Source organism: Paraburkholderia aspalathi (genome assembly GCF_905220735.1).
Lineage (GTDB): Bacteria > Pseudomonadota > Gammaproteobacteria > Burkholderiales > Burkholderiaceae > Paraburkholderia > Paraburkholderia aspalathi.
Genome location: NZ_CAJNBA010000014.1, coordinates 57420 through 81258 on the forward strand (window position 1 = coordinate 57420; position 23839 = coordinate 81258).

The 23839-nt window shown below is 61.7% G+C and carries 22 protein-coding genes; 12 read left to right on the top strand and 10 right to left on the bottom strand.

Annotated features, from left to right (window positions below; translation table 11 throughout):
* Nucleotides 1–26 precede the first annotated feature (26 nt).
* The 3 genes from KHO30_RS37190 (at nt 27) to KHO30_RS37200 (ending at nt 2545) form a co-directional block, all read left to right on the top strand.
* Nucleotides 27–653: a lytic transglycosylase domain-containing protein gene (locus KHO30_RS37190; protein WP_093641032.1), complete on the top strand. Its 627-nt coding sequence runs from the start codon at nt 27–29 to the stop codon at nt 651–653.
* 174 nt (nt 654–827) lie between these two features.
* Complete coding sequence (locus tag KHO30_RS37195; protein ID WP_093641035.1) at nt 828–1514, top strand: DUF2242 domain-containing protein; 687 nt, start codon at nt 828–830, stop codon at nt 1512–1514.
* 779 nt (nt 1515–2293) lie between these two features.
* Complete coding sequence (locus tag KHO30_RS37200; protein WP_093641038.1) at nt 2294–2545, top strand: hypothetical protein; 252 nt, start codon at nt 2294–2296, stop codon at nt 2543–2545.
* 36 nt (nt 2546–2581) lie between these two features.
* On the opposite strand, the gene KHO30_RS37205 is transcribed toward KHO30_RS37200, so the two are convergent.
* Entirely contained in the window at nt 2582–3517 is a 936-nt protein-coding gene (locus tag KHO30_RS37205; RefSeq protein ID WP_211703915.1) for a DMT family transporter, read from the bottom strand.
* Nucleotides 3518–3796: 279 nt separating this feature from the next.
* On the opposite strand from KHO30_RS37205, the gene KHO30_RS37210 reads away from it, so the two are divergent.
* The 4 genes from KHO30_RS37210 (at nt 3797) to KHO30_RS37225 (ending at nt 7048) form a co-directional block, all read left to right on the top strand.
* Nucleotides 3797–4489, top strand: coding sequence for a MipA/OmpV family protein (locus KHO30_RS37210; protein WP_211703916.1), 693 nt, complete (start codon nt 3797–3799; stop codon nt 4487–4489).
* 81 nt (nt 4490–4570) lie between these two features.
* Nucleotides 4571–5749, top strand: coding sequence for an SDR family oxidoreductase (locus KHO30_RS37215; protein WP_211703917.1), 1179 nt, complete (start codon nt 4571–4573; stop codon nt 5747–5749).
* Nucleotides 5750–5856: 107 nt separating this feature from the next.
* Nucleotides 5857–6609, top strand: coding sequence for an IclR family transcriptional regulator domain-containing protein (locus KHO30_RS37220; protein ID WP_093641050.1), 753 nt, complete (start codon nt 5857–5859; stop codon nt 6607–6609).
* Nucleotides 6610–6835: 226 nt separating this feature from the next.
* Nucleotides 6836–7048: a hypothetical protein gene (locus KHO30_RS37225; protein ID WP_054040885.1), complete on the top strand. Its 213-nt coding sequence runs from the start codon at nt 6836–6838 to the stop codon at nt 7046–7048.
* A 154-nt stretch (nt 7049–7202) separates the two neighbouring features.
* Here the strand turns inward: KHO30_RS37225 and KHO30_RS37230 are convergent, their stop codons facing one another.
* Nucleotides 7203–7481: a hypothetical protein gene (locus KHO30_RS37230; RefSeq protein WP_091798267.1), complete on the bottom strand. Its 279-nt coding sequence runs from the start codon at nt 7479–7481 to the stop codon at nt 7203–7205.
* A gap of 124 nt (nt 7482–7605) precedes the next feature.
* A complete protein-coding gene (locus KHO30_RS37235) occupies nt 7606–8376 on the bottom strand; it encodes a Mut7-C RNAse domain-containing protein (RefSeq protein WP_211703918.1) in 771 nt (256 codons plus the stop codon).
* A 94-nt stretch (nt 8377–8470) separates the two neighbouring features.
* On the opposite strand from KHO30_RS37235, the gene KHO30_RS37240 reads away from it, so the two are divergent.
* Together KHO30_RS37240 and KHO30_RS37245 are read left to right on the top strand one after the other, a co-directional pair.
* Complete coding sequence (locus tag KHO30_RS37240; RefSeq protein WP_093641056.1) at nt 8471–9340, top strand: NAD(P)-dependent oxidoreductase; 870 nt, start codon at nt 8471–8473, stop codon at nt 9338–9340.
* A 157-nt stretch (nt 9341–9497) separates the two neighbouring features.
* Nucleotides 9498–10133 (top strand): LysE family translocator, encoded by a 636-nt coding sequence (locus KHO30_RS37245; protein ID WP_211703919.1) that lies wholly within the window; start codon nt 9498–9500, stop codon nt 10131–10133.
* Nucleotides 10134–10420: 287 nt separating this feature from the next.
* On the opposite strand, the gene KHO30_RS37250 is transcribed toward KHO30_RS37245, so the two are convergent.
* From KHO30_RS37250 to KHO30_RS37275, 6 genes are all read right to left on the bottom strand, one after another.
* A complete protein-coding gene (locus KHO30_RS37250) occupies nt 10421–11245 on the bottom strand; it encodes an OmpW/AlkL family protein (RefSeq protein WP_093641061.1) in 825 nt (274 codons plus the stop codon).
* Between the two features lie 172 nt (nt 11246–11417).
* Nucleotides 11418–12668 (bottom strand): DUF2957 domain-containing protein, encoded by a 1251-nt coding sequence (locus tag KHO30_RS37255; protein ID WP_093641064.1) that lies wholly within the window; start codon nt 12666–12668, stop codon nt 11418–11420.
* A 100-nt stretch (nt 12669–12768) separates the two neighbouring features.
* Nucleotides 12769–14193, bottom strand: a complete 1425-nt coding sequence (locus KHO30_RS37260) for a DUF2957 domain-containing protein (protein WP_200620581.1) — start codon at nt 14191–14193, stop codon at nt 12769–12771.
* Nucleotides 14194–14682: 489 nt separating this feature from the next.
* Nucleotides 14683–15630, bottom strand: coding sequence for an N-acetyl-gamma-glutamyl-phosphate reductase (gene argC / locus KHO30_RS37265; RefSeq protein WP_211703920.1), 948 nt, complete (start codon nt 15628–15630; stop codon nt 14683–14685).
* Nucleotides 15631–15920: 290 nt separating this feature from the next.
* Nucleotides 15921–16493, bottom strand: coding sequence for a flavodoxin family protein (locus tag KHO30_RS37270; protein ID WP_093641076.1), 573 nt, complete (start codon nt 16491–16493; stop codon nt 15921–15923).
* Nucleotides 16494–16768: 275 nt separating this feature from the next.
* Entirely contained in the window at nt 16769–17371 is a 603-nt protein-coding gene (locus KHO30_RS37275; RefSeq protein WP_200620579.1) for a YbhB/YbcL family Raf kinase inhibitor-like protein, read from the bottom strand.
* 262 nt (nt 17372–17633) lie between these two features.
* Here KHO30_RS37275 and KHO30_RS37280 point away from each other — a divergent pair, with 262 nt between their 5' ends.
* The gene (locus tag KHO30_RS37280) at nt 17634–18323 is read left to right on the top strand and encodes a response regulator (protein ID WP_200653057.1); all 690 of its coding nucleotides are present in this window, start codon (nt 17634–17636) and stop codon (nt 18321–18323) included.
* Between the two features lie 112 nt (nt 18324–18435).
* Here KHO30_RS37280 and KHO30_RS37285 read toward each other — a convergent pair whose 3' ends face one another.
* Nucleotides 18436–19122 carry an orotate phosphoribosyltransferase gene (locus KHO30_RS37285; protein WP_054043249.1) on the bottom strand — a complete coding sequence of 229 codons (687 nt, stop codon included), beginning with the start codon at nt 19120–19122 and terminating at the stop codon, nt 18436–18438.
* 402 nt (nt 19123–19524) lie between these two features.
* Here KHO30_RS37285 and KHO30_RS37290 point away from each other — a divergent pair, with 402 nt between their 5' ends.
* Together KHO30_RS37290 and KHO30_RS37295 are read left to right on the top strand one after the other, a co-directional pair.
* The gene (locus KHO30_RS37290; RefSeq protein WP_093641089.1) at nt 19525–20757 is read left to right on the top strand and encodes an MFS transporter; all 1233 of its coding nucleotides are present in this window, start codon (nt 19525–19527) and stop codon (nt 20755–20757) included.
* Nucleotides 20758–21092: 335 nt separating this feature from the next.
* Entirely contained in the window at nt 21093–23363 is a 2271-nt protein-coding gene (locus KHO30_RS37295; protein WP_175053929.1) for an NADP-dependent malic enzyme, read from the top strand.
* Nucleotides 23364–23839 lie beyond the last annotated feature (476 nt).

Genomic DNA, 23839 nt, shown 5'->3' on the forward strand with positions numbered 1-23839 from the left:
ATCCCCTTTCTTTTCCGTCCTCCGTTATGAGCCGGTTACTTTGCCTGATCGTGCTTTCGCTCGGCCTGATGCAAACCGCAACGGCCGATGAAAACAATGACCGCATGTCCGCGTATCTGACGCAGAAATTCGGTCTGGCAAAGGAAAAGGCACAAAAGATTTCGGACGCGGTTCAGTCCGCTGCTTCGAAATACTCACTGCCGCCAGCACTGTTGCTGGCGATCATCTCGATCGAATCCCGCTTCAAGGAAAAGGCCAAGGGCGCCAACGGCGCGACCGGGCTGATGCAGGTGGTGCCGGGCGCCCATCGGGGGATGTTGAGGAACGTCAAGGACCTCACCGAGCCGACCACCAACATCGAGGTAGGCTCGGCGATCCTGTACGGCTACATGCGTTCGGCCAACGGCGACATGAACGCCGCGCTCAAGAGTTACGGCGGATCGCAGGCGTACGCGAAGAAGGTGAGCTTGCGCGTCGAAGATTTCGCCGACGTCGCCGGGGCGCAGAACATCGCATCGCACGCAGGCGCGCAAACCAGCATGTGCGAAGCCGACCGTTGCCCGACGCCGGACAACTGGGCCGACGCTTTTACGATACCGGCCGGCAACGCCGCTGTGGCGCTGCCTGGCGCATCGCCTGCCATGCTGCACTGAGCGGCAGCTCCGTCGTATTTCTCCTCGTTGTCATACTCCCGCGCCTGAAGGCGTGGAATTGAGCCGTCACGCTGTGTGAGGCGGCGCAGCGCTGCGCACTTTTTACGCACACCTTGGCAACCGCTCTACAATGCATTCCCATTCGAGCTCACGCAGCGCCTCTTCCGATCGATCATGTTCACCTCGTTTTCCAAAGCCACTGCCGCCACGCTTCTCGGCCTGCTGACACTTGCCGCTTGCAGCAGCGCCCCGCAACCGAAATTCCAGCAGGAATTATTCGAAACGGGTGCGAGCCCTTACGCCCGAAATTTCAATTCGAGCGTCACGGATACCTGTGAGGCCGCACGTCGCGCACTGCTGAGTCAGGGCTATCTGACGACGCTGACGCGTACCGATACCGTCGATGGAACGAAAAATTTCCAGCCGACCGGTGATACGCACGTCGTCGTCGAGTTCCATGTGGTGTGTACGCCGGGAGAAGAGGCGAGCGATACGAGCATCGTCTACGTCAATGCTGTGCAAAACGGCTTTGCGCTGAAGAAAAGCGATACGTCGGCGAGCGTCGGGCTAAGCGTGCTGGGTTCGCTGTCGCTGCCGATCCGCTCGAACAGCGATGCGATGGTCAAGATTTCAAGTGAGACCATTCCGTCGGGCAAGTTTTACGATCGTTTCTTCGGCCTTGTCGATCACTATCTGCAAACGGTGGTGCGCACGCAGCCGGTCGTGAACAACCGCATCGAAACGCGCCTGTTGCCGTTGCCGGTCGAAGCGACAGTTCCAGCGCCGCTTCCCGACTTGCCTGATGCGATTGACAAAGCAGCTGCCGTGCAACCTGCAAGCGGACCGAGCATCGCGCCTTGATGCATGTCCCGATGCAACGGGGTTTCGGCTGGTCAAGAGCTGATCAGCCTTTGATCTCATCACGCAGCGCCACTTATCCTATGTCTTTTACTTCATACGTATACATATGTAGTAATAGTTAACAAGGGTTAACCCCGTCTGTGGATAACTATCAAATCCTCCGTCACATCAATGTCATGCGAAACCCATAACCCTGCGGAACACGACGGTAGAAAAACTACAAAGCTGGGATAACTTTGACAGGGCTTGCCCGGCGGCGCGTCTTATCAAGATTTCGCACACAGGCTGTCCGATGCGCTTTCCCGAAGTTATTCATAGGCAATTGTGGATAACTTGCCGATCCGGGCCTCAGCTGCCGGGTGGCGCCCCGGTTTTTTTCGTCAACGTCATACGCTCGCCAGCGTACAGACCGCGCTTCCCCGCGCGCGCACATTGAAGCTGGAAGGTACAAAGATTGCATCTATGTTTTTGCAAGCGCAACTGTTGCTATTTAGTCAAAATCATTTCAGCAACGCCCTATCCAGGCATAGAGTTAAAGTGTTTTCTGAAGTTATTGGTGCAGTGCGGGGGTGTGCAATGAAACGCAGAACAGCACGACAATTAGTCCGTCTTCTCTCGGACATCCGGCATGCCAGCCACTGCACGACGTTGCGGGCGGCGGCCACTAATCGGGCCATATCTCTCGCATCCGCCGAGCATGATGAGGAAGGCGCCGAAAACGACGAAAGCAACGACGCCACGCGTGAGGCGAGCCACGACAAGCCGGCCCGGAGCGGATCATGAGAGCCGCAAGCGAACAGTCGCTACGTTTTCTGGTCGAGAAATGGCTGGCGCCGGGGCCTTTGGTGCCGGTTCACGTGACCGAATTCAGCCGCACCCGTCTGGGCGGCAGGCGTTATGTGCGGGTCGAGACTTCTCAGGAAGGTGGATCGCGCGGTCTCTTTTTCTTTCGACACGACGACGGCTGCTGGTGTGTGTTTCCGCCCACTGCTGATACACCCAAACTCTTCGCGCTGCCGCGCGCCGCTTAGCGGCCGATGCGGTCACTCGCGCGACTGGCCAAGCCCTCACGCCTCGTGAGGCAAGCGATCACGCTCACTTCCGCGTCGCGGCGCGGGCATCACCTGGCACACAATCAAACCCGCGAGCATCAGCGCGCATCCGAATAGCGCACGCGTCGTCAGCGTTTCGCCGAGCACGAGCCACCCCGCGAGCGCGGCGAACACACCCTCCATACTGAAGATCACTGCGGCATGCGACGGCGCCGCGTACTTTTGCGCAACCACCTGAATCGTATAGGCGACGCCCACCGACAGCGCACCGCCGTACAGAATCGTCGGCGCGGCGCGCTCGATCACGGCGAGATTGACCGGCTCGATCACAAGACCGATGGCCAGACACACGAGCCCGCAAGTCACGAACTGCACGAGCGCCAGCATCAGCGTGTCGTGTCGCAGCGCGAAGCGGCCGACCAGCATCATCTGCACGGAAATCACCAGCGCGCCGGCCAGCTGATACCAGTCGCCGTACAGAATCGAGAAGTGCTCGTTGACGCTCAGAAAGTACATGCCGATCGCGGCCAGCGTCGCACCGAGCCACGTGCCGAATCCCGTCCGATGACGAAACAGCACGCCCAGCAGCGGCACGAGCACCACATACAACGAACTGATGAAGCCGGCGTTGGCGACCTTCGTATATTGCAGGCCGATCTGCTGAAACGAAATCGACGCCGAGAGCACGACGCCAAGCAGCACGCCGGCACCGAGCAGTTCACGTGCGCCGCCGGGTTCGCGCTTCGTTAGTTCTGCCAGTGCGGAGCGCCGCACGCAGACGATCATCGTCAGCACGACCAGCGCGCCGAGCAGGAAACGCAGTCCGGTAAACAGGAACGGTCCGATCGCATCGAGGCTCAAGCGTTGTGCGACGAATGCGGAGCCCCAGATCATCGCCGCGATCAGCATCAGCAGATTCGCGCGAAGGTGTTGGCGTGTGTCAGGTTTCAAAGGCGGTTTTTCGAGTTCGGTTGTTCTAACAAGGCGTCGTATCAGGCACCGATTCTATCCGCGCGCATGCGTGCGGGATACGCAGCGGACATTCGCGAACACTTGAACACAATTGTGCACACATTTCCCCAACTTCAGGACAGACGCGCCGAAGCAGCATCCCTAGACTGCGGCTTCCGTCCCAAAAAAGTCCTGACCGTGCGCAAACGCTTCGCTTGTCTGTGTGTTCCGCTGTTTGCCCTGACCTGCTCGTCGACGGTCTACGCCGAGAATTTCTACATGTTTTCGCTCGCTGGCGGCGTGGCGCCGCGCTATCAGGGCAGCCGCGACTACCGTCCGTTCGTCGCGCCGCTCATTGCCGCCGAGTTTAGCAACGGCATCTTTCTGAGCCCGATGGACGGCCTCGGCTACAAGCGCATCTTTGCTAACGGCATGTTCGCCTCGGCGGCGCTGAGCTACGACTTCGGTCGCACCGATCGCAATCGCGCCGATTTGCCCGGCTCCGACTACCTGAAGGGCATGGGCCGGATTCCCGGTTCGGTGATGCTGTCCGTGCAGGTCGGGGCGCATCTGTTCGGTCCGTCGACCATCAGCATCACGTTGGACCAGCTGGTGACGAACACGAGTCACGGGACGAGCGGGCACGTCGATCTGACCGTGCCGGTGCTGCAAAGCGTCGACAACGAAATCAGCATCAAAGGCAGCGTGCATGCCGGCAGTGGCCGCTACACGCAGACCTTCTTTGGAGTCACCGATGCGCAAGCGGCCGCGAGCCGTTTTCAGCCGTATGCGGTGAAAGGCGGATTCGACAGCGCGAAGGTGTCGGCTGCGTGGACGTACATGTTTTCGCCGCGCTGGTCGGTGCATACCGAAGGCGGCGTGACGCGGCTGTTGGGTGCGTCGGCGAACAGCCCGATCGTGCAGTCGAAGAACAACTACTTCGCGATCTCGGCGCTGACGTATCGGTATTGATGCGCTGGCTGATGCGCCTGTTGTTGACTGGTTGTCCGGATCGACGCTTTGACGATCTCACGTTCCCGCAAGGAGCTCGCGATGTTTGCATGGCAAACCCCTTTGTCCAACGCCTGGCAGGACAGCCTGGTATCGTCGGCGCGCGCGCAGGCGATGGGCGTCGACAGTGTGCTGCTGACCGGTGCGACCGGCTTTATCGGCGGCAATCTGCTGGTGACCCTGATCAACGCCGGCCTGATCGAGCGCATGGTGTGTCTGGTGCGCGGCGTCAGCGTGGCCGACGCGCTCGCGCGGCTGCGCGCTTCGGCGGTGCGTTGCGGGCTGCCGCATGCTCGCGCTCAGCGAATCACTGATAGGAACGTGATGGTCGGCGAGCTCGGCAGCGCGTTTTCGGAAATCGATCTGGCGCGGCTCGGCAAGGCATCGCACGTGATCAACTGCGCGGGGCTCGCATCGTTCTCGACGCATCCGCAAGTACTCGATACAAATGTGCGCGATACGTTGCGCTTTGCGTCGCGTTTTGTCGGCAGCAAAACGCTGCGGCGCTTTCTGCACGTGAGCACGGCGATGGCGTGCGGCACCCAATGCGGGGCGAACGTGCAGGAATCTCCGTTCGGTTACGGCGAGACGCGCCACCTCGTGCCGTACACGCAGAGCAAACGCGAAGTTGAACGTCTGTTGCGCAGCACGTATCCACGTTTGCCGTTGGTGGTGGTGCGGCCGTCGAGCGTGGTCGGCCACACGGTGCTCGGCACGTTGACGTCGGCGAGCCTGTTCTGGGTGTTTCGCGTGGTGCACGGCGCGCGACGCTTCACGGCGCGGGCGATGAATCGCATCGACGTCGTGTCCGCCGACGACTGCGCGCGTGCACTCGCGCTGCTGGCGATGAAGCCGTCGCTGGCTTTCGATACGTATCACGTGTCGGCGGGCTCGGAGGCGCCGACCATCGGTCAGATCATCAGCGCGATGGACGAAGCCACCGGCACCTCGGGCAGCCGCTATTCGATGTGCCGTGTGCGCGACTTCGGCAAGATCGCGCGCGAGGTGGTGGCCCGCGACCGTTGCGGCAGCGGCCGCCTGATCGAGCATGCGCTGCGTTTGTACGCCGGCTTCGCGGAGTTGGACTACGCGTTCGACAACCGCCGTCTGCGCGACGAGATCGGTTTCGAGCCGCTGCCCTTCACAGACTACGTGAGCGAATGTGTGCGGACCTCGCGCGGAGTGGGGATCGCCGAGCAGATGCGCTGGGACTTCAAATGAGCTTTCAGCCGGCCGCACGGCGAGCGAGTCGCGCGATAATCGCGCAACGGCCAGACGGCTCGAAACATCACTGACCCGCCGGGCAGGCCGACTTTCAGGCAGACGCAATGGACGAGAAAGACTGGATCGCTGGCGCCGCGAAGGCGCTGGCGATCATCGAAGCATTCGACGAAGAGCATGCGCGCATGACGCCGACCATGGTGGCCGCCCGCGCCGGGCTCTCGCGCACGGCGGCGCGCCGCTATCTGCTGACGCTGCGCGAACTCGGCTACGTGGATACCGACGGCAAGCTGTTCTGGCTCGCGCCGCGCGTATTGCGGCTCGGTCAGTCGTATCTGGATTCAGCGCGTTTGCCGCGCACAGTGCAGCCGTTTCTTCAGCGCATCACCGCGACAGTGCAGGAAACCGCGCTGGTCGCGATTCTCGACGAACACGACGTGGTCTACGTTGCGCGCAACGGCGTCAATCGCGCGATGGCGGTCGGCTTCGTGCTCGGCTCGCGGGCGAGTGCGCCGCTGTCCTCGGCGGGTTTGATCCTGCTGGCCTTCCAGCCGCCGGAAAGTATCGAACAATGGTTGGCGTCCTATCCGATCAAGGTATTCACGCCCCATACGTATTCGACCACGGAGCGCTTGCGCGAAGTGCTGGGTGAAATCCGCCGCGATGGTTATGTCGTCACCGATCAACAATTGGAGTTGGGCATGCGCGGCGTTGCGGTGCCGTTGCGTGACCGGCATGGCTCGGTCGTGGCGGCGATCAGCGTGAGCATGCCGATGGGCCAGGAGTCGGCGAATGCGGCGCTGCATCGGGTGCTGCCGACCCTTCAGGAAACCGCCAGTTTGCTGCGAAATCTGGTCTAGAAGGAGACCTAGGTAATCTCCCTAATGCGGCATGCTTAATGAGTGAAAGCTTACCGAAAGCAAGCTGTCTCGCGGAAAATACATATCGAGTTTTGCGCATGACAAACCGCCTACGCTGCGTAATACTCTCCCGCGGGGAGCGGTAAGGCACCTTAAGCCTTGTCAGCTTCACCGTTCTGCTATTTCATTCACATTGACTCAGTCGTCCAGGTTTGGGGAACAACACATGAAAAAATTCATCGTCTCGCTCGCAGCCGCATCGATCGCGCTGGTCTCCGTTCAAGCTTTCGCACAGGCATCGGACGCAGCAGCGCCGGCCGCTGCAGCTAGCGCGCCGAAGAAGCACCACATCAAGAAGCTGAAGACGCACGGCAAGCGCGCTCCGGTTTCGGCAGCAGCTTCGGCAGCCGGCACGAACGACAAGGGCGCGGCAAACTAAGCTCACGCTTGGTTTCACCGGGCGAACCCTGCCGGTTCTCCTGTGCGCGCCGCTTGTCGGCGAGTGCAGCACAGTTCCGGTTAAATGTCGCCAGCAAAAAGGCCAGAGCTTCTGCTCTGGCCTTTTTGTATTGGACGGCGGTTTTGGGCGGTGTTTAGCCCGCGAGGCCGCGCTTGATGACCTCGTTCAGCAGCCCGCTCATGCCTTCCGGATGCGTGGCGGCCCGTTCTTTCAGTTCTGTGACCAGATCGCCATTCAGCTTGCAGGCGAACGCGACGAGGCCTTGCGCCTGATCGAGCTTGCGCTGTTCGCGGCGGTCGAGCTTCGGTTCGGCGGCAGCGGCTTTGCCGAAGCGGTCGGCCGTCGACAGTTTCATTGCGTTGTTCAGCTTGAGTGCCTTGTTCTTTTCAAGGTCGGTCTTTTTCATCGCCATACGGAAGGCCTCTGCCAGATAAGTAATCCCGCATTGTACGCATCGCGCCGCGCGCCGAGCGAGCGGCGCCGATTCCGCATCCGAGCGGCGTTGGCGCGGTGTTCAGGCGTTGTGGAGCCTGAGTTCATTGAGCGGCGTTCAGATCGGGCCGCTCCGGCGCGCCGGCCAAGCTGTCCATCAGCGCCCGCATGCGTTGCCAGTGCGTGCCTTCCCAGAACACGCGCCGGCACACATCGCAGGTGACGAACTGGTTATGCCGTTCCAGCACGCCATCTGGCGCCCGATCGCCGACTTCATCTTTGGCGATACGCCGCAACGGCGCATTGCACATCAGACACAAACGGAACGGCTGCGCACTGCCGGCCAGATCGAGCCGTTCAAACACTTCACGCAATTGCTCACGCGGCCGCAGCGTGCGTACATAGCAGCCATGCGTGATGCTGCGGCGTTTCAATAGCTCCCGATCGCGCGTCAGGACGATGCGCTGTTGTGCTGCGGCAAGCGCTTCGATATCGGCGTCGGGATAGTGGTTGTCGTACAGCGTGTCGAAGCCCGCGAGCCGCAGCAGCGGGGCGAGACCGCCAAGATGGGCATCAGCAATGAAGCGCACCACGCGCAGCGGATATTCGCGCACGCGCAATAGCGGCTGGATGTCGAGCGCTTCAAACTTTGGATAAACGGCGATGCGATCGCCGTCGGCGAGCGGATGATTGAAACCGACCGACTCACCGTTCACCAGAATCAGTTCGACCTCGGTATGCGGCACGCCGAGCACTTCGATCATATGTTTCGCGGTCGCGCCGCGCGCGCAGGCGCAACTGAACGTGCGCCGGCGCAGGGGCCGGGCGAGAAAATCGTTCAGCTCCTCATAGAAGCGGAATGTCGCGGTGACCATCGCATCAGTATCGCACCGTGTTTAATTGCGCGCTGTCCTGCACGTGTCGCATGGGTGTGCTTTACTTCCAGTTCTTTAGAAGACGGAGCGACAGATGGACATCGGTTTTATCGGTCTCGGCGAGATGGGCGCCGCGATGGTTGCAAACATTTTGAAAGCCGGGCATCAGGTGCGCGTGTGGAACCGCTCGCCAGAACGCGCGCAACCGCTCGCCGACGCAGGTGCGCGGATCGTCGCGACGCCGGCTGAAGCGTTTGCGGGCGACGCCGTGTTCTCGATGCTCGCCGACGATGCCGCGCTGCGCGAAGTCATCACCGCGTCGCTGCTGGAACACGCCCCGCGTGGCCTGATCCACGTGAACATGGCGACGATCTCGGTGGCGCTGGCCGAGGAGCTGGCGACGGCGCATGCGTCGCGCGGCGTCCACTACGTCGCCGCACCGGTGATGGGGCGGCCTGACGTCGCGGCGGCGGGCAAGCTGACGATCGTGGCGGGCGGCCCGGCCGAGTCGATCGACCGCGTGCAGCCGATTTTCGACGCCATCGGTCAGAAAACCTGGCGCATCGGTTCGCTGCCGCAACAGGCGAACGTGATGAAACTCGCGGCTAACTTCATGCTGGGCGCGGCTGTCGAGACGCTCGGCGAGGCAGCCACGCTCGTGACCGGCCACGGGCTGGCGATGCAGGATTTCCTCGATGTCATCACGAGCGGCCTGTTCCCGGGACCGGTCTATTCGGGCTACGGCAAGTTGATTGCCGAGCAGCGCTACGAGCCGGCGCTGTTCAAGGCACGCCTCGGACTGAAGGATCTGCGCCTCGCGCTGGCGGCCGCGGACGCGGTCAACACGCCGCTGCCGATTGCGAGTGTCGTACGTGACAGCCTGATCGAAGCAGTAGCGCATGGCGACGGCGAGAAGGACTTCGCGGTGCTGGGCCAGGTGGCGGCACGGCGGGCAGGGCGCTGAGCGGGGGCTTGGGGCGTGCGCCTAACGGCGCGCGCCGGCTTTCTTAGCGGAACCGGAGACCGGGTTCGGCCGCCCGGCAGTTGGGCCGAGCGCGCTTCGCCGCGGATTCGCACGGGCGGGCATAATAGCCGTCCGATTCCTATTCGCCTCGATCCCAATGAGTCTGCATACCTGGTGGCTGTTCGCCGCTACTGTTTTCGTCGTTTCCGCGATCCCCGGTCCGAACATGCTGCTCGTGATGACGCACGGCGCCCAGCACGGGCTGCGCCGTGCCAGCGCGACCATGGCCGGCTGCCTGTCGGCGCTGGTGCTGATGCTGGCGGTGTCGGCGGCGGGCCTCGGCGTCTTTCTCGCGGCGTGGCCGACGATGTTCAACGCACTGCGGATGATCGGCGCGGCCTACCTCGTCTATCTGGGCATCAAGGCGTGGCGGGCGCCGGCTGACGAAGGCGCTGCCGGCGCGGTCGACGAACTTTCCGCCAAACCGGCGCGCTCGTCCCTCGTGCTGTTTCGCAACGGCTTCCTGGTGGCGAGCAGCAACCCGAAAGCCATCCTGTTCGCCGCCGCGTTGCTGCCGCAATTCATCGACGCCGCGCAGCCCAAGCTGCCGCAGTTCGGTGTGCTCGTCGCGACTTTCGCGGTCATCGAGGTGAGCTGGTACCTGGTGTACGCCGGTTTCGGCACGCGAATCGGCGCCCGACTGAAGAGCCGTAGCGTCGCGAGGATGTTCAATCGTCTGACGGGTGGCGTGTTTGTCGGCTTCGGCGCGATGATGGCGCTGGTGCGTCACTAGGCGAGCGGCCTCGGCAGGTGCGCGGCACCCAACGCCGCTCGCTCCCAAAGCGTTGTAAGAATTGTTGCGCTCGTACAACGCCGAGGGTCAACCCTAATTTGTATGTTGCGACGCACCAAACCATTTGCTATAGTTTGCCTTGTCTCCTCCATGTCTCCTCTGATATGGATTCAGCCCGCCGGATTAGGCGGGCTTTTTTTTGCCCAGAATTTCCCGCGTCCCCCAGAAAAGACAAAGCCGGCTGACCCCTCCGCGGGGCCGCCGGCTTTGTCGCATCCGCGTCGAACTCAGAACTTGTAGGAGACGGCCAGGAACGAAATGATCGGATCGGCTTTCAGCTCTGCCTTCGAGACACCCAATTCCGTGCCGTCCGCCGCCTTGATGATCACCGACGAGGTGGTCTTCAGCGGAATGTACGTGACTGATGCAACGAGGCCCCAGTGGTCGGTGATGTTGTACGAGAGCCCCGCGTTGAACACCGGCTGCCAGGACGAGGACGCCTTCGCCGACACCTGCGTCTGTCCGGGCTTGCCCGCGCCGGCTGCCAGCACCGAGCCGAGATTGTTCTGCGTCGCGGTCACGAAGTTCGGGCTCAACTGAACGTCGGAGAACCAGTTATACGACACGCCGATACCCACGAACGGCCTGAAATGGGCCGTCGGCGCATTGAAGTAATACTGGAACAGCAGCGCCGGGCTCCACTGGCGCACGCTCTTCACGATCGGATTGGCCTGCGGATCGCCCAGATCCTGCTGACCGAGTGCGCCTGCAGGCCCCGGCGGCTTGACGGTGCCGTGCCCGTAGAGCTTGAAAACCGGCGGTACGCCAGCCACTGTCGAGACGGCGATGTGATCGGTGAGGTAGTGGCTGAACACGAGGCCGACGGTGTTGGCACTACTGGTCGACAAGCCCGTGCCGGCAGACGTGAACGAACTCGGCAAACGCAGCGGCGTATTGATCGGCGTCGGCGCGACGTTGGTGGTCAGCGGCGTGCTCGAATCCTGCGGCATGACGTGGAACCAGCCGAGCACGGCGACGTTGTCGCCCGCGTGTTGCGCGTGCGCACTGGCCGACAGGCAGATGGCCAGTAGCGCGAAATAGATTTTTTTCATGTTGTTCCTCCTGAGGCGCGCGTTGCGTTCGTCGCGCGCGGCGAGCGACGGCGGCCTGGCGGCCCAACCGGTGCGCTGGATACTGGGTGGACGCCGGCTGCCGCGCTATTGCTGTGCGCAGCAGCCGGGACGCGAACGCCTCGCTGCGTGCCGGCGGCGCGTGCTGCGTCCATTACTGGACGAAGGCGCCGATCGTGAAGTACGGCGAGGCCGCGTTGGTCAGATCGAGGTAGCCGAACACGCCACCCGTGAAGATCATCTTTCCGGTCGGCGTGGTGCCTGTCGAGGCGCCCACTTGCGTCGTCGTGACAACACCCGGCACGGTCTGCGTGAAGGCCAGATTCAGCGCCGTCGCAAGCGATGCTTGCGATGCGTTGAACGGATCGAGCAGCGTGGCCTCGGTGCCTTCGAGCGCCGTGGTGCGATAGTCGAACTGGCTATCCACACCGATGTACTCACCGTTTTGCGAGTTCACCGCGATCGAGGTTTGCGGCGCCAGAATCGAGATGCCCGATTCGTCGTCCGCGTACGGACCGAGTTCGCCATTCACCGGCGTCGTCACCGACGAGTTCGCTGCGCCGGTTCGCACCAGGATCGGCACCACCTGATTGCGCAGCTTGCCGACGATCATGTAGCCGCGCGCCTTCGGCGTGGTGGCGAGCGTCGGTTTGGCCTGGCCCACGAACTTGTCGGTTTCGAATGCGCCGCTGCCGTCCGACGACTGCACGAAGTTCGTACCCGGTTGCTGGCACGAGCCCGCGTTGACACCGGAGTTGTCGCACTCGGTCCACGTGCCGTCCGCATTGATCGTGATCTTCGTATCGACCGCGACAGGCGCGAAGTTCTGTGACGGAACCTGGTGATAGCCGAGCTGGTTGTAGGTGCCGACCACGTTCGCAAGGTTCGTTTCAATCGACGAGAAACCGATGAACGGGTAGTACGGGAACTTGGTGTCGGGTACTGCGCCTACGCCGAGAATCCCGCCGAACGAAATTTCCGCACCCGGGATCGTGCCGCCCGCCACGCCTTCGCCAACGAAAATACGCGCCGGACGATTCGGATCGAGACTGGCGCCGTTCAGGCGGAAGGCGCACTGGTTGAGCTTCTGCGTCGGCAGCAGAGTTTCCTGGGTCAGCGTGCCGCTGGCGGTCTGGCCGGCGCGCGTCGGTGCGACGGTGCCGGTGGTCGCCGGAATCGGCGATTCGATGTAGCTGATCTGCCAGGTCATCTTGGTCGTGTCCATCTGCAGCTTGACCAGTTCCCCGTCACCGCCGCCGCCCGTGAACACTGTGCCGTAATCGAGCGAAGCAGGGCACAGGCGAACTTCAGTCACCGGGCCGTCTCCATTACCGCCGCCACCACCACTGCACGCCCCCAGCAACGGTGCTGCAAGAGCGAGCACCGAAAGGATTCTCCATTTCATACCGCCTCCAGAATTTTCTCGTTGTGTGTGGCCGGCTCCCAGTCCAGCCACCTATTGCTCTATTTATGCCTCGAGTTGCGAACTACCGGTCCTTCGTTCGTTACTTGCTGATCTGCGCTCCGATGCCGAAGTAGGGGGCGCTGGAAGCAGTGCTGCTGAGTTGCGAGGTCGGCGCTACGCCGCCGTTCACCGTGCCCTGAATCTCGATCGCGTACAGTCCGCCGGAGGCGATCGCGAAGCCGGTTCCGCTCGGGTGCTGGACACCGACCAGTCCGGGGCTCGACAGACCGTAGCTCAGAGCGAAGTGGTCCTCCGGTGCGGAAGTCGACGGGTTGATGAAGGAGCCCACACCGCCCTGGATCAACGTTGCAGTGGATTTGAAGTTCGAATCCGCGCCGACGTAGCCACCGTTGAAGCCACCCGATGCGAGCGGCGTGGCTGCGGCGAGCATGGCGATACCGGATTCGTCGTCGACCTTGGCGTCGAGATGCAGCGGCGGCGTGCCGAGATTCACGAGACCCGTGCGGACAACGAGCGGCACCGTTGCGCCGTTGATCTGGCCGAGGATCATGTGCGCCGGCGCCACGGAACCGCTAGTCCCGGTAGGCAGCGTCAGTTGAGTCCCGATCTGCGGCGTGTTTTGACTGTCGAAGTAGCCGCTACTGTTGAGCGTCCAGGCGGTGCCGGTCGTCAGGCAGCCACTTGCACTCGGATGAAACGCTGCGTTGGCCGCATTGGAGCCGGTGCAATTGCCGCTCGCGTCGAAAGTCTCAACCGTAGTAGTGGCCGTTGCCGCGTAAGAGCCCGACGGCACGAGATGGTAGAGCAGGCCGTTGTAGGTGCCGGGCAACTTCGTGATGTCCGTTGTCGTGGCGGCAAACCCGAGGAACGGATAGAAATCGAAATGCCGAGCGGGAACGGCGCCGATGTTCTCGAGGCCGGGCAACGGTGCAATCGTCAGGCCGTCGTACTCGACGTCCGCGCCCGGGATTCCGCCGCCGGCCACGCCGAGGCCGACGAGGATCATCGGCGGATTCGGGTTGTTGGTGAAATCGGGTGTTGTGTAGGGCTGACCGTCGCCAACGCCAGTGCCTGTGCCCGCGCCGAGGATGAACGCGCAGCGCGTCTGTTCGGCGGTCGGCAGTGCGCCGGTCGGCGGGTGGATCACGGCGCCCTTGATCTGTGTACCCGCGCGTGTCGGTGTGACCTGACCCGTGCGCAACGGAATCGGCGACTCGAGCCACTTCAGCGTGTACGTCATCGCCGTCGCATCGATATTCACCTGCACCACTTCGCCGCTACCCGCGCCACCCAGGAACGTGGTCTTCACGATGTCCGCAGTGGCCGGACATAACGCGGTCGTACCAGCGTTCGAAGTCGGCGGACCTTGCACGCCGCAGCTCGAGCCCGAGCATTGCGGTGCGTTGATCGTGCCGGGGTTGTCCGCCTTGCCACCGCCGCAGGCGACAAGAAATGGGGCCGTGGCAATGGCCATCGCCAGGCCTCGAGTAATGGCGTGCGACATACTGCTGTCTCCCTTCCTGTAATTGTGCGGACTAATTTCGCTGCGCGATTAATGCCTGTCAATTGAATGAGCCGTCTAAAAAGACCGATTCAAACAGCGAAATGTTTGCCGGGTGCACGCCATGTGGGGCCTGGCAGCCCTTTTAAACAAAAAAGGATTTTTGGGTTCAGCAGCGACATCGTTGCTTCGCGGCACACCCTTGCCAGGCAAGCGTTGCAGCAAAATGGCTCTATGATCTTCGAACGACCGTTCGCCAAAAAATCCGGAGTTTCCCTATGCGGCAAACTATGCTGTGCGGGTCAATTCAGGGAATGAATTACCGGAGATTGGTGAGCATTCCGATTTTTCTTTTTAAAGTAATGCGGGCTACTACTGATTAACTTTTAAAGAGGGATTCTGAGTGCAGGTTTTTAAAACGAAAAAGCCGGTCTGTTAAGACCGGCTTTTTTGTGGATTGACGGCGAATTGCCGTCTGTATCTCGAACCTGTTTAACGTTTCAAGCCGGCTTCTTCGTCGGCGCCGATCGCGAGGTTCATGCACTGGATTGCTGCGCCCGATGCGCCCTTGCCCAGGTTATCGAGGCGTGCGACCGTCACAAAGCGCTCTTCATTGCCGAACACGAACAGGTCGACACGGTTGGTGTCGTTGTTCGCCTGTACGTCGAAGAAGCCGCTGTCGAGGTTTGCTTCCGCGTCGAACGGCGCGACGTTCACGAATGCCTCGCCCGCGTAGTACTCGGCGAACAGCGCCTGTACGTCTTGCGGCGTGGCCTTCTTGGCCAATTGGCTCGGCGAGAAGAACGTGGTGACCGCGAGACCCTTGTAGAAGTCGCCGACGATCGGCGTGAACACCGGCGCCGACTTCAGGCCCGTATGCGCCGCCATTTCCGGCAGATGCTTGTGCGTAAGGCCGAGCGCGTAAGGGCGCGGGCTCTTACGCTTGTCGTTACCGCCGGCTTCGTAGTCGGCGATCATCTTCTTGCCGCCGCCGCTGTAACCGGTGATCGAGTAAGCGTGCGCAGCGAATTCCGGCGCCACGACGCCTGCTTCGACGAGCGGACGCATGGCCAGCACGAATGCCGATGCATGGCAGCCCGGCACGGCGATGCGTTTCGCGGTGCGCAGACGCTCGCGTTGCGCGTGGGCCAGTTCGGGCAGGCCGTAGGCCCAGTCCGCCGATGTGCGGAAGGCCGTGCTCGCATCGATCAGCACGGTGTGGTCGTTGTCGAGGAGGGACGCCGACTCGCGTGAGGCGACATCCGGCAGGCACAGGAACGTGACGTCCGATGCGTTGATGAGACGACGGCGCTCTTCGAGATCCTTGCGCTTCGCTTCTTCGATACGCAGGATCTCTACGTCGGCGCGTTGCGACAGGTATTCGAAAATCTTCAGGCCGGTCGTGCCTTCCTGTCCGTCGACAAAAACTTTCGTGCTCATCTCAATCTCACTGGCTTGCTGGAAACGGGGCGCGACACCGCGCCGGAACGCTATTTTAAGACCTGATAGCGGCGGGTGCGCGAAACGGGGGCGAAAAAACGACGATGCGCGCCGAAAATGACATCGGCGTGACCGGTTACGCGACAGATGCAAGCCGATGCTGGTGGATTCGGGGCAGATTGACGGCGCTTGTCAGGCTGCGCGCAGCACGCGTTCTGACGAGCGCCGCGGCCAACTCGAGGGCGTGCGACCTAACCGCGGCTTCCCGGCGCAAGCCTTCGAACGCTGCCTTATCGAACTCCAGCGTTCCACCGCGCCGTCACGTCGGCAACGCGCTTACCGAACATCCGCGCAGTTTCCAGATCGCCGGGAGGCGGCGCTTCTTCCGGCGACGCATCCGCAGGGGATTGCGCCAGCAGGCCGGTAAAGCCGCCCACATAGTTCAGGTCGTTGCGTGTCGCCGCCTTGGTGTTCGACGGCATCATGCCGGTGCCCACCCAGATCATGCTGTGCTGCATTGCCAGCGTGACGAAGTACTGGATCGTCGAAAACTTGTCGCCGTTCATGGTCGCCGAGTTGGTGAAGCCGGCGGCGATCTTGTCCTTCCACGTCTGGCCGAACCAGGGTTTCGAGCTCGCGTCGGCGAATTTCTTGAAGTCGGCGGACGGGCCGCCCATGTAGGTCGGTGCGCCGAAGATGATGGCGTCGGCGGCCGCCAGTTCTGTCCAGCCCGCGTCGTCGATCTCGCCGACCGGCATGAGTTTCGCGTCCGCGCCGGCTTCGAGCGTGCCGGCCAGCACGGCTTCGGCGACTTTCTTGGTGTGGCCGTAGCCGCTGTGATAAACGATGACGATTTTCGACATAACACTCTCCGGCAAGGTGAAAAAGCAGAGGTAGGTACCGCAACTGTGCGCGCATGCAGCGACGCGACATCGACAAGCATCGCCTGCGTCGCCCTGTTGCACATTAGCGTGCCCGGATGACAGAAATTCCGCAGCGGCGGCAATGTGATACAAGCCGAGCGCCCATCGGCGTGTCGACCCAAGGCGCGACTTGCCCGAGCTTGGCACTCGGCGCCGTGTGAGCCGCGTTTCGGCGCGCAGGCGATGCAGTTCAAGTCAGATGTAGACGTCTGCAGCTACCGTCCGTAACTCACCACCATTCGCGCGCTGCCGAGCGTGGCGGTGCCGATTTCGTGATCGAACATGAGCGCCGGGCGCCCTTGAGCGAGGCGCAGGTCCGCGCTGCTCAGCGCATAAACGGTGACAACATAGCGATGAGGTTTTCCGGGTGGCGGGCAGGGGCCACCGTAGCCGTCGATATCGAAATCGTTGCGTGCTTCGACCGCGCCGAGTTTCTTCAGGAAGCCCGACGAACTGGCGTTTTCCGGCAAGCTGTCGACGGTAGCCGGAATCGCCGCCACGGCCCAGTGCCACCAGCCGCGGCCAGGCGCGTCCGGGTCGAATACCGTGACCGCAAAGCTGCGCGTTCCAGCCGGCGCATCGTGCCACGTCAATTGCGGCGAGCGATTGCCGCCTTTGCAGTCGTCCTGATCGAAAACCTGAGCCGCATCCACGGTACCGCCCGCGCGGAAGCTTGCGCTGGTCAGCGTGAACACACCCTCGGCAGATGCGTCAGGACAATGCGCCGCGAATAGCGCGAGACTCAGCATCGCGCAGGTGAGGAACGGCATACGGCGGAATGGCGAAGCAAGCGAAACAACCAGGCAACGCGAGCGCATGTGCCGGTTCTCCTGTCAGGGCGCGAGGGTTGTCCTCGCGAGGATTATTGTCCCTATTTTGTGCCCCAGGGTCGAATCAAGTCTAACATTCGCTTTGCGACGGATCATTGTTGCTGGCGACGGGCTTGGCGGACGCGAAATCGGCTATAGTCCGAGGAAATATTCGCGCGAATATAGGCGCGTGCCCGATCAGTTCAAGTACCAAGAATAGAAAGGCATGTCAGAAGTTTTGGAGAGTGGTTTATCTGTCGAGGGGAGGGCAATGCAAGATCCAGTCAGGGTCGTGGTCGCCGACGACCATCCGGTGATTCTGTTCGGCGCCGAACAAGCTTTGCTCAAGTTTCCAGGCCTGCAGGTCGTCGCGCGCGCGCGACAGTCAACCGAACTGGTGAAGGTGCTGCAAACCGTTGCGTGCGATGTGCTTGTCACGGATCTGGCCATGCCAGGCGGCCAGTACGGTGACGGTTTGCCGTTGATCGGTTATCTGCGCCGCAATTTTCCCGACCTTCCCATCGTTGTGCTGACGATGCTGGAAAACGCCGCGTTGCTCAAACGCTTGAGCGAGCTCGGCGTGACGTCGGTCGTCAACAAATCGGACGACCTAAGCCACATTGGGCTCGCGGTGCAGCACGTCAGCCGCAACCTGGAATACATGAGCCCGTCGGTCAAGGCGTCGCTCGATACGCTGCGCATGAATGCCGGCGGCAAGAACGAAGATGTGATGCTGTCGCGGCGCGAACTCGAGGTGGTGCGCCTGTTCGTGTCCGGCATGACGATCAAGGAGATTGCGGAGCAGCTCAATCGCAGCATCAAGACGATCAGCACGCAGAAGAACACGGCGATGCGCAAGCTCGGCATCGATCGCGATTCGGAGTTGTTCCAGTACGCGCAGAGCAACGGCTTGCTGAATCTCTCGTCGCATTCGGTCGGCGATACCGGGAGCACATCCTAGTCGCGCTCAACTCTTCGCCCGGTTGGGCGAGATCGATGCGAGATCAATGAAAAAGGCCGCCTGTCTCATCGACAGGCGGCCTTTTCATTCCATCCGGGGCAAGCAGTTGCGCTTACTGCGGCGTTGCGTTGGCGCCGCCGTGTGCCGCGGACCATTCGGCCGGTGCGTGCAGGAATTTTTCTACTTCGTCGAGCGTCTTGCTGTCGAAGTAGTTGTTGGCCTTGGCGACCCGCAACACGTCCCACCACGTGGCAAGCGCGTGCAGATCGACGTCGATGTCTTTCAGCACCGACACGCTTTCCTTGAAGATGTTGTAGTGGAACAGCACGAAGCAATGGTTCACCGTTGCGCCGGCAGTGCGCAGCGCGTTGATGAAGTTGATCTTGCTGCGGCTGTCCGTGGTCAGGTCTTCGACCAGCAGGACGCGTTGACCTTCGGTGAGCAGACCTTCGATCTGCGCATTGCGGCCGAAACCCTTTGGCTTCTTGCGCACGTATTGCATCGGCACCATCAGGCGGTCGGACAGCCATGCCGCGAACGGGATGCCGGCGGTTTCGCCACCGGCTACCGCGTCGATCTGCTCATAGCCGACGTCGCGCAGGATGGTGGCTTCGGCCATTTCCATCAGGCCACGGCGCACGCGCGGATACGAGATCAGCTTGCGGCAGTCGATATAAACCGGGCTCGCCCAGCCGGACGTGAAAATGTACGGTTTCTCCGCGTTGAAGTGCACTGCTTGCACTTCCAGCAGCATCTTGGCGGTCGTGTCGGAGATCGTCTGGCGATCGAAGCCTGTCATGGGCGGATCCTTGGGTGTGAGCGAGGAGAAGCGGGCGCGAGGCCCGGTGGCGCAGCAAGCTGGGTATACCGCGCCATGATGGGCGGCGCCTTGATAGGCAAATACGCAACTGGTCAGTGGAGTGCAGGCCAGTTTTTGCTGCGCGCGTAGCCCGACATTTTACCCGAAATGGGCCCTCCCGAGGAGGCCGTCGTGCGTGCCGGCAGCGAATGACGGTCATAACGGCCGCGCTGAACAGAGCGTGCGCGGTTCGTCGAGAGCCGTATTGCTGCTGCTTTCGGGGCTGTTTTTCGGTCTGCTTTTTGGCTTGCTTGTGAGCGGTCTGGCGCGCCTTTACACTCACGCGAATTTGCTGGGCGGTCTTGCCGGCTTGCCGCCTCCACGTCCTACGGAATGCTTTCAATGACTGTCGCTTCTTCTGCCACCGAGACCCGTGAACCTGCCCGGAGCGGCTATGCCGGCCGCGCGCTGATCGCGTCGGTGCTCGGTTACGCGATGGACGGCTTCGATCTGCTGATCCTCGGTTTCATGCTGCCGGTAATTGCCGCGGATCTGCATCTGAGTTCCGCGCAAGCCGGTTCGCTCGTCACCTGGACGCTGATCGGCGCGGTAGCCGGCGGCCTGATCTTCGGCGTCTTGAGCGACTATTTCGGCCGCGTGCGAATGTTGACGTGGACGATTCTGATCTTCGCCGTCTTCACCGGACTGTGCGCGCTGGCTCAGGGTTATACCGACCTGCTGGCGTATCGGACCATTGCAGGCATTGGCCTCGGCGGCGAGTTCGGTATCGGTATGACGCTGGTGGCCGAAGCGTGGCCGGCGTCGCAGCGGGCGCGCGTCTCCTCCTATGTCGGGCTGGGATGGCAACTCGGGGTGCTGGCGGCGGCGTTGCTGACGCCTTTGCTGCTTCCTGTAATCGGCTGGCGCGGCATGTTTGCGCTTGGATTGCTGCCTGCCGTGGTGTCGTTCGTCGTGCGGCGTCGCGTTGAGGAGCCGGCGCTGTTCACCGAGCGCGTCGCACGTGGAATGCGCAAGCTGCCGCTGAAATTGCTGGTGGCCGACGGACGCACTACGCGCGCCAGCGTCGGCGTCGCGATTCTCTGTTCAGTACAGAACTTCGGCTATTACGGTCTGATGATCTGGCTTCCGAGCTATCTGTCGAAGACGTTCGGTTATTCGCTGACCAAGTCCGGCGTGTGGACCGCCGTGACGGTGCTCGGCATGGCGTGCGGCATCTGGCTGTTCGGCATGGCGGCCGACCGTTTCGGCCGCAAGCCGACGTTCCTGTTCTACCAGGTGGGCGCGGTGGTGATGGTATTCGTCTATGCCCATCTGACCTCGCCGATGGCGCTGCTGATCGGCGGCGCGGCGATGGGCGTGTTCGTCAACGGGATGATCGGCGGCTATGGCGCACTGATCTCCGAGCTTTATCCGACCGATGCGCGCGCCACTGCGCAGAACGTGCTGTTCAACGTCGGCCGTGCGGTCGGCGGTTTTGGGCCGGTGGTCGTAGGCGCACTGGCCGCACGCTATTCGTTCGGCGCCGCGCTCGCGTTGCTCGCGTCGATCTATCTGCTCGATATCTTCGCGACACTCATTCTGATCCCGGAACGACGCGGCGCCGAGCTCGAATGACACGTGCGTGACTCACGCCTGACCCATGCTTGACCTCGGCATGCGGTATGTGCGGCCATCCGCTCGATGGCCGTCGGATGCGGCGCTGCAGCATTGCTGGCCGGTGTTTCGCCGATGGCGAGCCATGTTAACCACTCAGTGCATCGACGCATTCGGGGTGTACACTAACCGACCCGCGTAGCACTCCGCACCGTCTTGCCCTCCGCCGAGGTTCGACGCCGCGCCCAACCGGCGCATGCGAAAACCGCCGCAGTCGATTATCCATTCGATAGACGTACGCGACGCCAACGGTGCAGTGTGCCGGGCCCAATTACTTACGTCTCGCAGGCTAAAAAATGGACGAACAACTTAAGCAAAGCGCTCTCGCCTACCACCAGTTTCCGAAGCCCGGCAAGATTTCGGTTACGCCCACCAAGCCACTGTCGAACCAGCTCGACCTGTCGCTCGCGTACTCGCCGGGTGTCGCCGCGGCTTGCATGGCGATCTACGAAGACCCGCTCGACGCGCAGAAGTACACCTCGCGCGGCAACCTCGTCGGCGTGATCACGAACGGTACGGCCGTGCTCGGTCTCGGCAATATCGGCCCGCTCGCCGCGAAGCCGGTCATGGAAGGCAAGGGTTGCCTGTTCAAGAAGTTCGCCGGCATCGACGTGTTCGACATCGAACTCTCCGAGTCCGATCCAGACAAGCTGGTCGAAGCGATCGCGATGCTCGAGCCGACGCTGGGCGGTATCAATCTCGAAGACATCAAGGCGCCTGAGTGCTTCTACATCGAAAAGAAGCTGCGCGAGCGCATGAAGATTCCGGTCTTCCACGACGATCAGCACGGCACCGCGATCATCGCCTCGGCGGCAATCCTGAACGGCCTGAAAGTGGTCGGCAAGAAGCTCGACGAAGTGAAGCTGGTGTGTTCGGGCGCAGGCGCAGCGGCTATCGCGTGTCTGGATCTGCTGGTGAATCTCGGCCTGTCGAAAAAGAACGTGCTGGTCACGGACTCGAAGGGCGTGATCTACGAAGGCCGCGGCAATCTGGATCCGTCGAAGGAACGTTACGCGGCGAACACTGAAGCGCGCACGCTGGCTGACGCGATTCGCGGCGCCGATGTGTTCCTCGGCTGCTCGAGCGCCGGCGTGCTGAAGCCGGAAATGGTCGTCGAAATGGGCACCCAGCCGCTGATTCTGGCGCTGGCGAATCCGGAACCGGAAATCCGCCCGGAAGAAGCGAAGAAGGTGCGTCCGGACTGCATCATCGCAACGGGCCGTTCGGACTACCCGAACCAGGTCAACAACGTGCTGTGCTTCCCGTTCATCTTCCGCGGCGCGCTGGATGTCGGCGCAACTACGATCACGGAAGAAATGAAGCTCGCGTGCGTGCGCGCGATTGCGGAGCTGGCGGAAGAAACCGACCAGGGCGATGAAGTTGCCAAGGCATACGAAGGCCACTCGCTCGAATTCGGCCCGGAATACCTGATTCCGAAGCCGTTCGATCCGCGCCTGATCATCAAGATCGCGCCGGCTGTCGCGCAAGCCGCGATGGATTCGGGCGTCGCAACCCGTCCGATCAAGGACATGGACGCGTATCGCGAAGAACTCGGCACCACCGTGTACCGCACCGGCATGGTGATGCGTCCGGTGTTTGCTGCTGCGAAGTCGGAGCCGGCGCGTATCGTGTTCGCCGAAGGTGAAGACGAGCGCGTGCTGCGCGCTGCGCAATTCGTGCTGCTGGAAAAGATCGCCAAGCCGATTCTGGTTGGCCGTCCGTCGGTGATCGAGATGCGTTTGAAGAAGATGGGCTCGAAGCTGAAGTGCGGCGAAGACTTCGAAGTCGTCGATCCGGAAGACGATCCGCGTTATCAGCAATGCTGGCAGGCGTATCACGAACTCGGCGCGCGCGAAGGCGTCACGCCGGACGTCGCGAAGGCCGCGATGCGCAAGTTCAACACGCTGATCGGCGCGATCCTCGTGCGCCTGGGCCAGGCCGATGGCATGATTTGCGGGATGATCGGCCAGTACCACGCGCATCTGAAGTTCATCGAACAGGTGCTGGGTAAGGCAGACAACGTGCAGAACTTCGCTGCCATGAACCTGCTGATGTTGCCGGGCCGCAATCTGTTTATCTGCGATACGTACGTGAACGAAACGCCGACCGCCGAACAGCTCGCCGACATGACGATGCTGGCTTCGCGCGAAATCGAAAAGTTTGGCATCACGCCGAAGGTTGCGTTGCTGTCGAATTCGAATTTCGGCAGCGCGCCGTCTTCGTCGTCGCAACGTATGGCGGCAGCTCGCAAGCTGATCGCTGAACGTGCGCCTTCGCTCGAGATCGACGGTGAGATGCACGGCGACGCGGCGTTGTCGGAAGCAGTCCGCAAGGCTGCGTTCCCGGGCACGACGCTGACCGGCGAAGCGAATCTGCTGATCATGCCGAACGTGGAAGCGGCAAACATCACATACAACCTGCTGAAGATGATCGGCGGCGAAGGCGTGACGGTGGGTCCGTTCCTGCTGGGCGCCGAGAAGCCGGTGCACATCCTGACGCCGGCTGCGACTGTGCGCCGGATCATCAACATGACGGCGGTGGCTTCGGCAAACGCACGCAAGGGGTGAGCGCGCAGTCATGCGGATAGGTTGATGGTTGAAGCTACGCCGCGCGGATTGCGGCGTTTGCGGTAAGCCTGTGAGAACGCCACGGAAGTTGATTCCGTGGCGTTTTTTTATGTGTGCGTTTTTATGCTGATGGCCGTTGGTCTGAGAAATTCTTAGGCATCGAAGTGGGTTTTAAGAATGCTCCGATTCGATTCGCTGTGACACTTTTGTAAAGTTACTTCTGAGGCGCGGCACTACGCGATGGCAACGGAACAGTCGGCTGGTCAATCCTTTGCATCCAGTCTGGCGTTGCGCTTCCTCTTGTGTTGAGAAGTTTGTAGTGGCAGTAACAGTAGTTCTGATGGTGAAGACAGTAGTACCAATGGGTTGCAGTACCGGTAGTAAGTGTGTGTTGTTGTAGTTGATGGTTGATGTAGAAGTTGATGGTTGATGTAGAAGTTGATGTAGAAGTTGAAGTTGAAGTTGAAGTTGAAGTT

Excerpts from the sequence above, each read along its gene's own strand:
- KHO30_RS37190 (WP_093641032.1), top strand. The coding sequence starts at position 27 with ATGAGCCGGTTACTTTGCCTGATCGTGCTTTCGCTCGGCCTGATGCAA.
- KHO30_RS37195 (WP_093641035.1), top strand. The coding sequence starts at position 828 with ATGTTCACCTCGTTTTCCAAAGCCACTGCCGCCACGCTTCTCGGCCTG.
- KHO30_RS37200 (WP_093641038.1), top strand. The coding sequence starts at position 2,294 with ATGAGAGCCGCAAGCGAACAGTCGCTACGTTTTCTGGTCGAGAAATGG.
- KHO30_RS37210 (WP_211703916.1), top strand. The coding sequence starts at position 3,797 with ATGTTTTCGCTCGCTGGCGGCGTGGCGCCGCGCTATCAGGGCAGCCGC.
- KHO30_RS37215 (WP_211703917.1), top strand. The coding sequence starts at position 4,571 with ATGTTTGCATGGCAAACCCCTTTGTCCAACGCCTGGCAGGACAGCCTG.
- KHO30_RS37220 (WP_093641050.1), top strand. The coding sequence starts at position 5,857 with ATGGACGAGAAAGACTGGATCGCTGGCGCCGCGAAGGCGCTGGCGATC.
- KHO30_RS37225 (WP_054040885.1), top strand. The coding sequence starts at position 6,836 with ATGAAAAAATTCATCGTCTCGCTCGCAGCCGCATCGATCGCGCTGGTC.
- KHO30_RS37230 (WP_091798267.1), bottom strand. The coding sequence starts at position 7,481 with ATGGCGATGAAAAAGACCGACCTTGAAAAGAACAAGGCACTCAAGCTG.
- KHO30_RS37235 (WP_211703918.1), bottom strand. The coding sequence starts at position 8,376 with ATGGTCACCGCGACATTCCGCTTCTATGAGGAGCTGAACGATTTTCTC.
- KHO30_RS37240 (WP_093641056.1), top strand. The coding sequence starts at position 8,471 with ATGGACATCGGTTTTATCGGTCTCGGCGAGATGGGCGCCGCGATGGTT.
- KHO30_RS37245 (WP_211703919.1), top strand. The coding sequence starts at position 9,498 with ATGAGTCTGCATACCTGGTGGCTGTTCGCCGCTACTGTTTTCGTCGTT.
- KHO30_RS37250 (WP_093641061.1), bottom strand. The coding sequence starts at position 11,245 with ATGAAAAAAATCTATTTCGCGCTACTGGCCATCTGCCTGTCGGCCAGT.
- KHO30_RS37255 (WP_093641064.1), bottom strand. The coding sequence starts at position 12,668 with ATGAAATGGAGAATCCTTTCGGTGCTCGCTCTTGCAGCACCGTTGCTG.
- KHO30_RS37260 (WP_200620581.1), bottom strand. The coding sequence starts at position 14,193 with ATGTCGCACGCCATTACTCGAGGCCTGGCGATGGCCATTGCCACGGCC.
- argC (WP_211703920.1), bottom strand. The coding sequence starts at position 15,630 with ATGAGCACGAAAGTTTTTGTCGACGGACAGGAAGGCACGACCGGCCTG.
- KHO30_RS37270 (WP_093641076.1), bottom strand. The coding sequence starts at position 16,493 with ATGTCGAAAATCGTCATCGTTTATCACAGCGGCTACGGCCACACCAAG.
- KHO30_RS37275 (WP_200620579.1), bottom strand. The coding sequence starts at position 17,371 with ATGCGCTCGCGTTGCCTGGTTGTTTCGCTTGCTTCGCCATTCCGCCGT.
- KHO30_RS37280 (WP_200653057.1), top strand. The coding sequence starts at position 17,634 with ATGCAAGATCCAGTCAGGGTCGTGGTCGCCGACGACCATCCGGTGATT.
- KHO30_RS37285 (WP_054043249.1), bottom strand. The coding sequence starts at position 19,122 with ATGACAGGCTTCGATCGCCAGACGATCTCCGACACGACCGCCAAGATG.
- KHO30_RS37290 (WP_093641089.1), top strand. The coding sequence starts at position 19,525 with ATGACTGTCGCTTCTTCTGCCACCGAGACCCGTGAACCTGCCCGGAGC.
- KHO30_RS37295 (WP_175053929.1), top strand. The coding sequence starts at position 21,093 with ATGGACGAACAACTTAAGCAAAGCGCTCTCGCCTACCACCAGTTTCCG.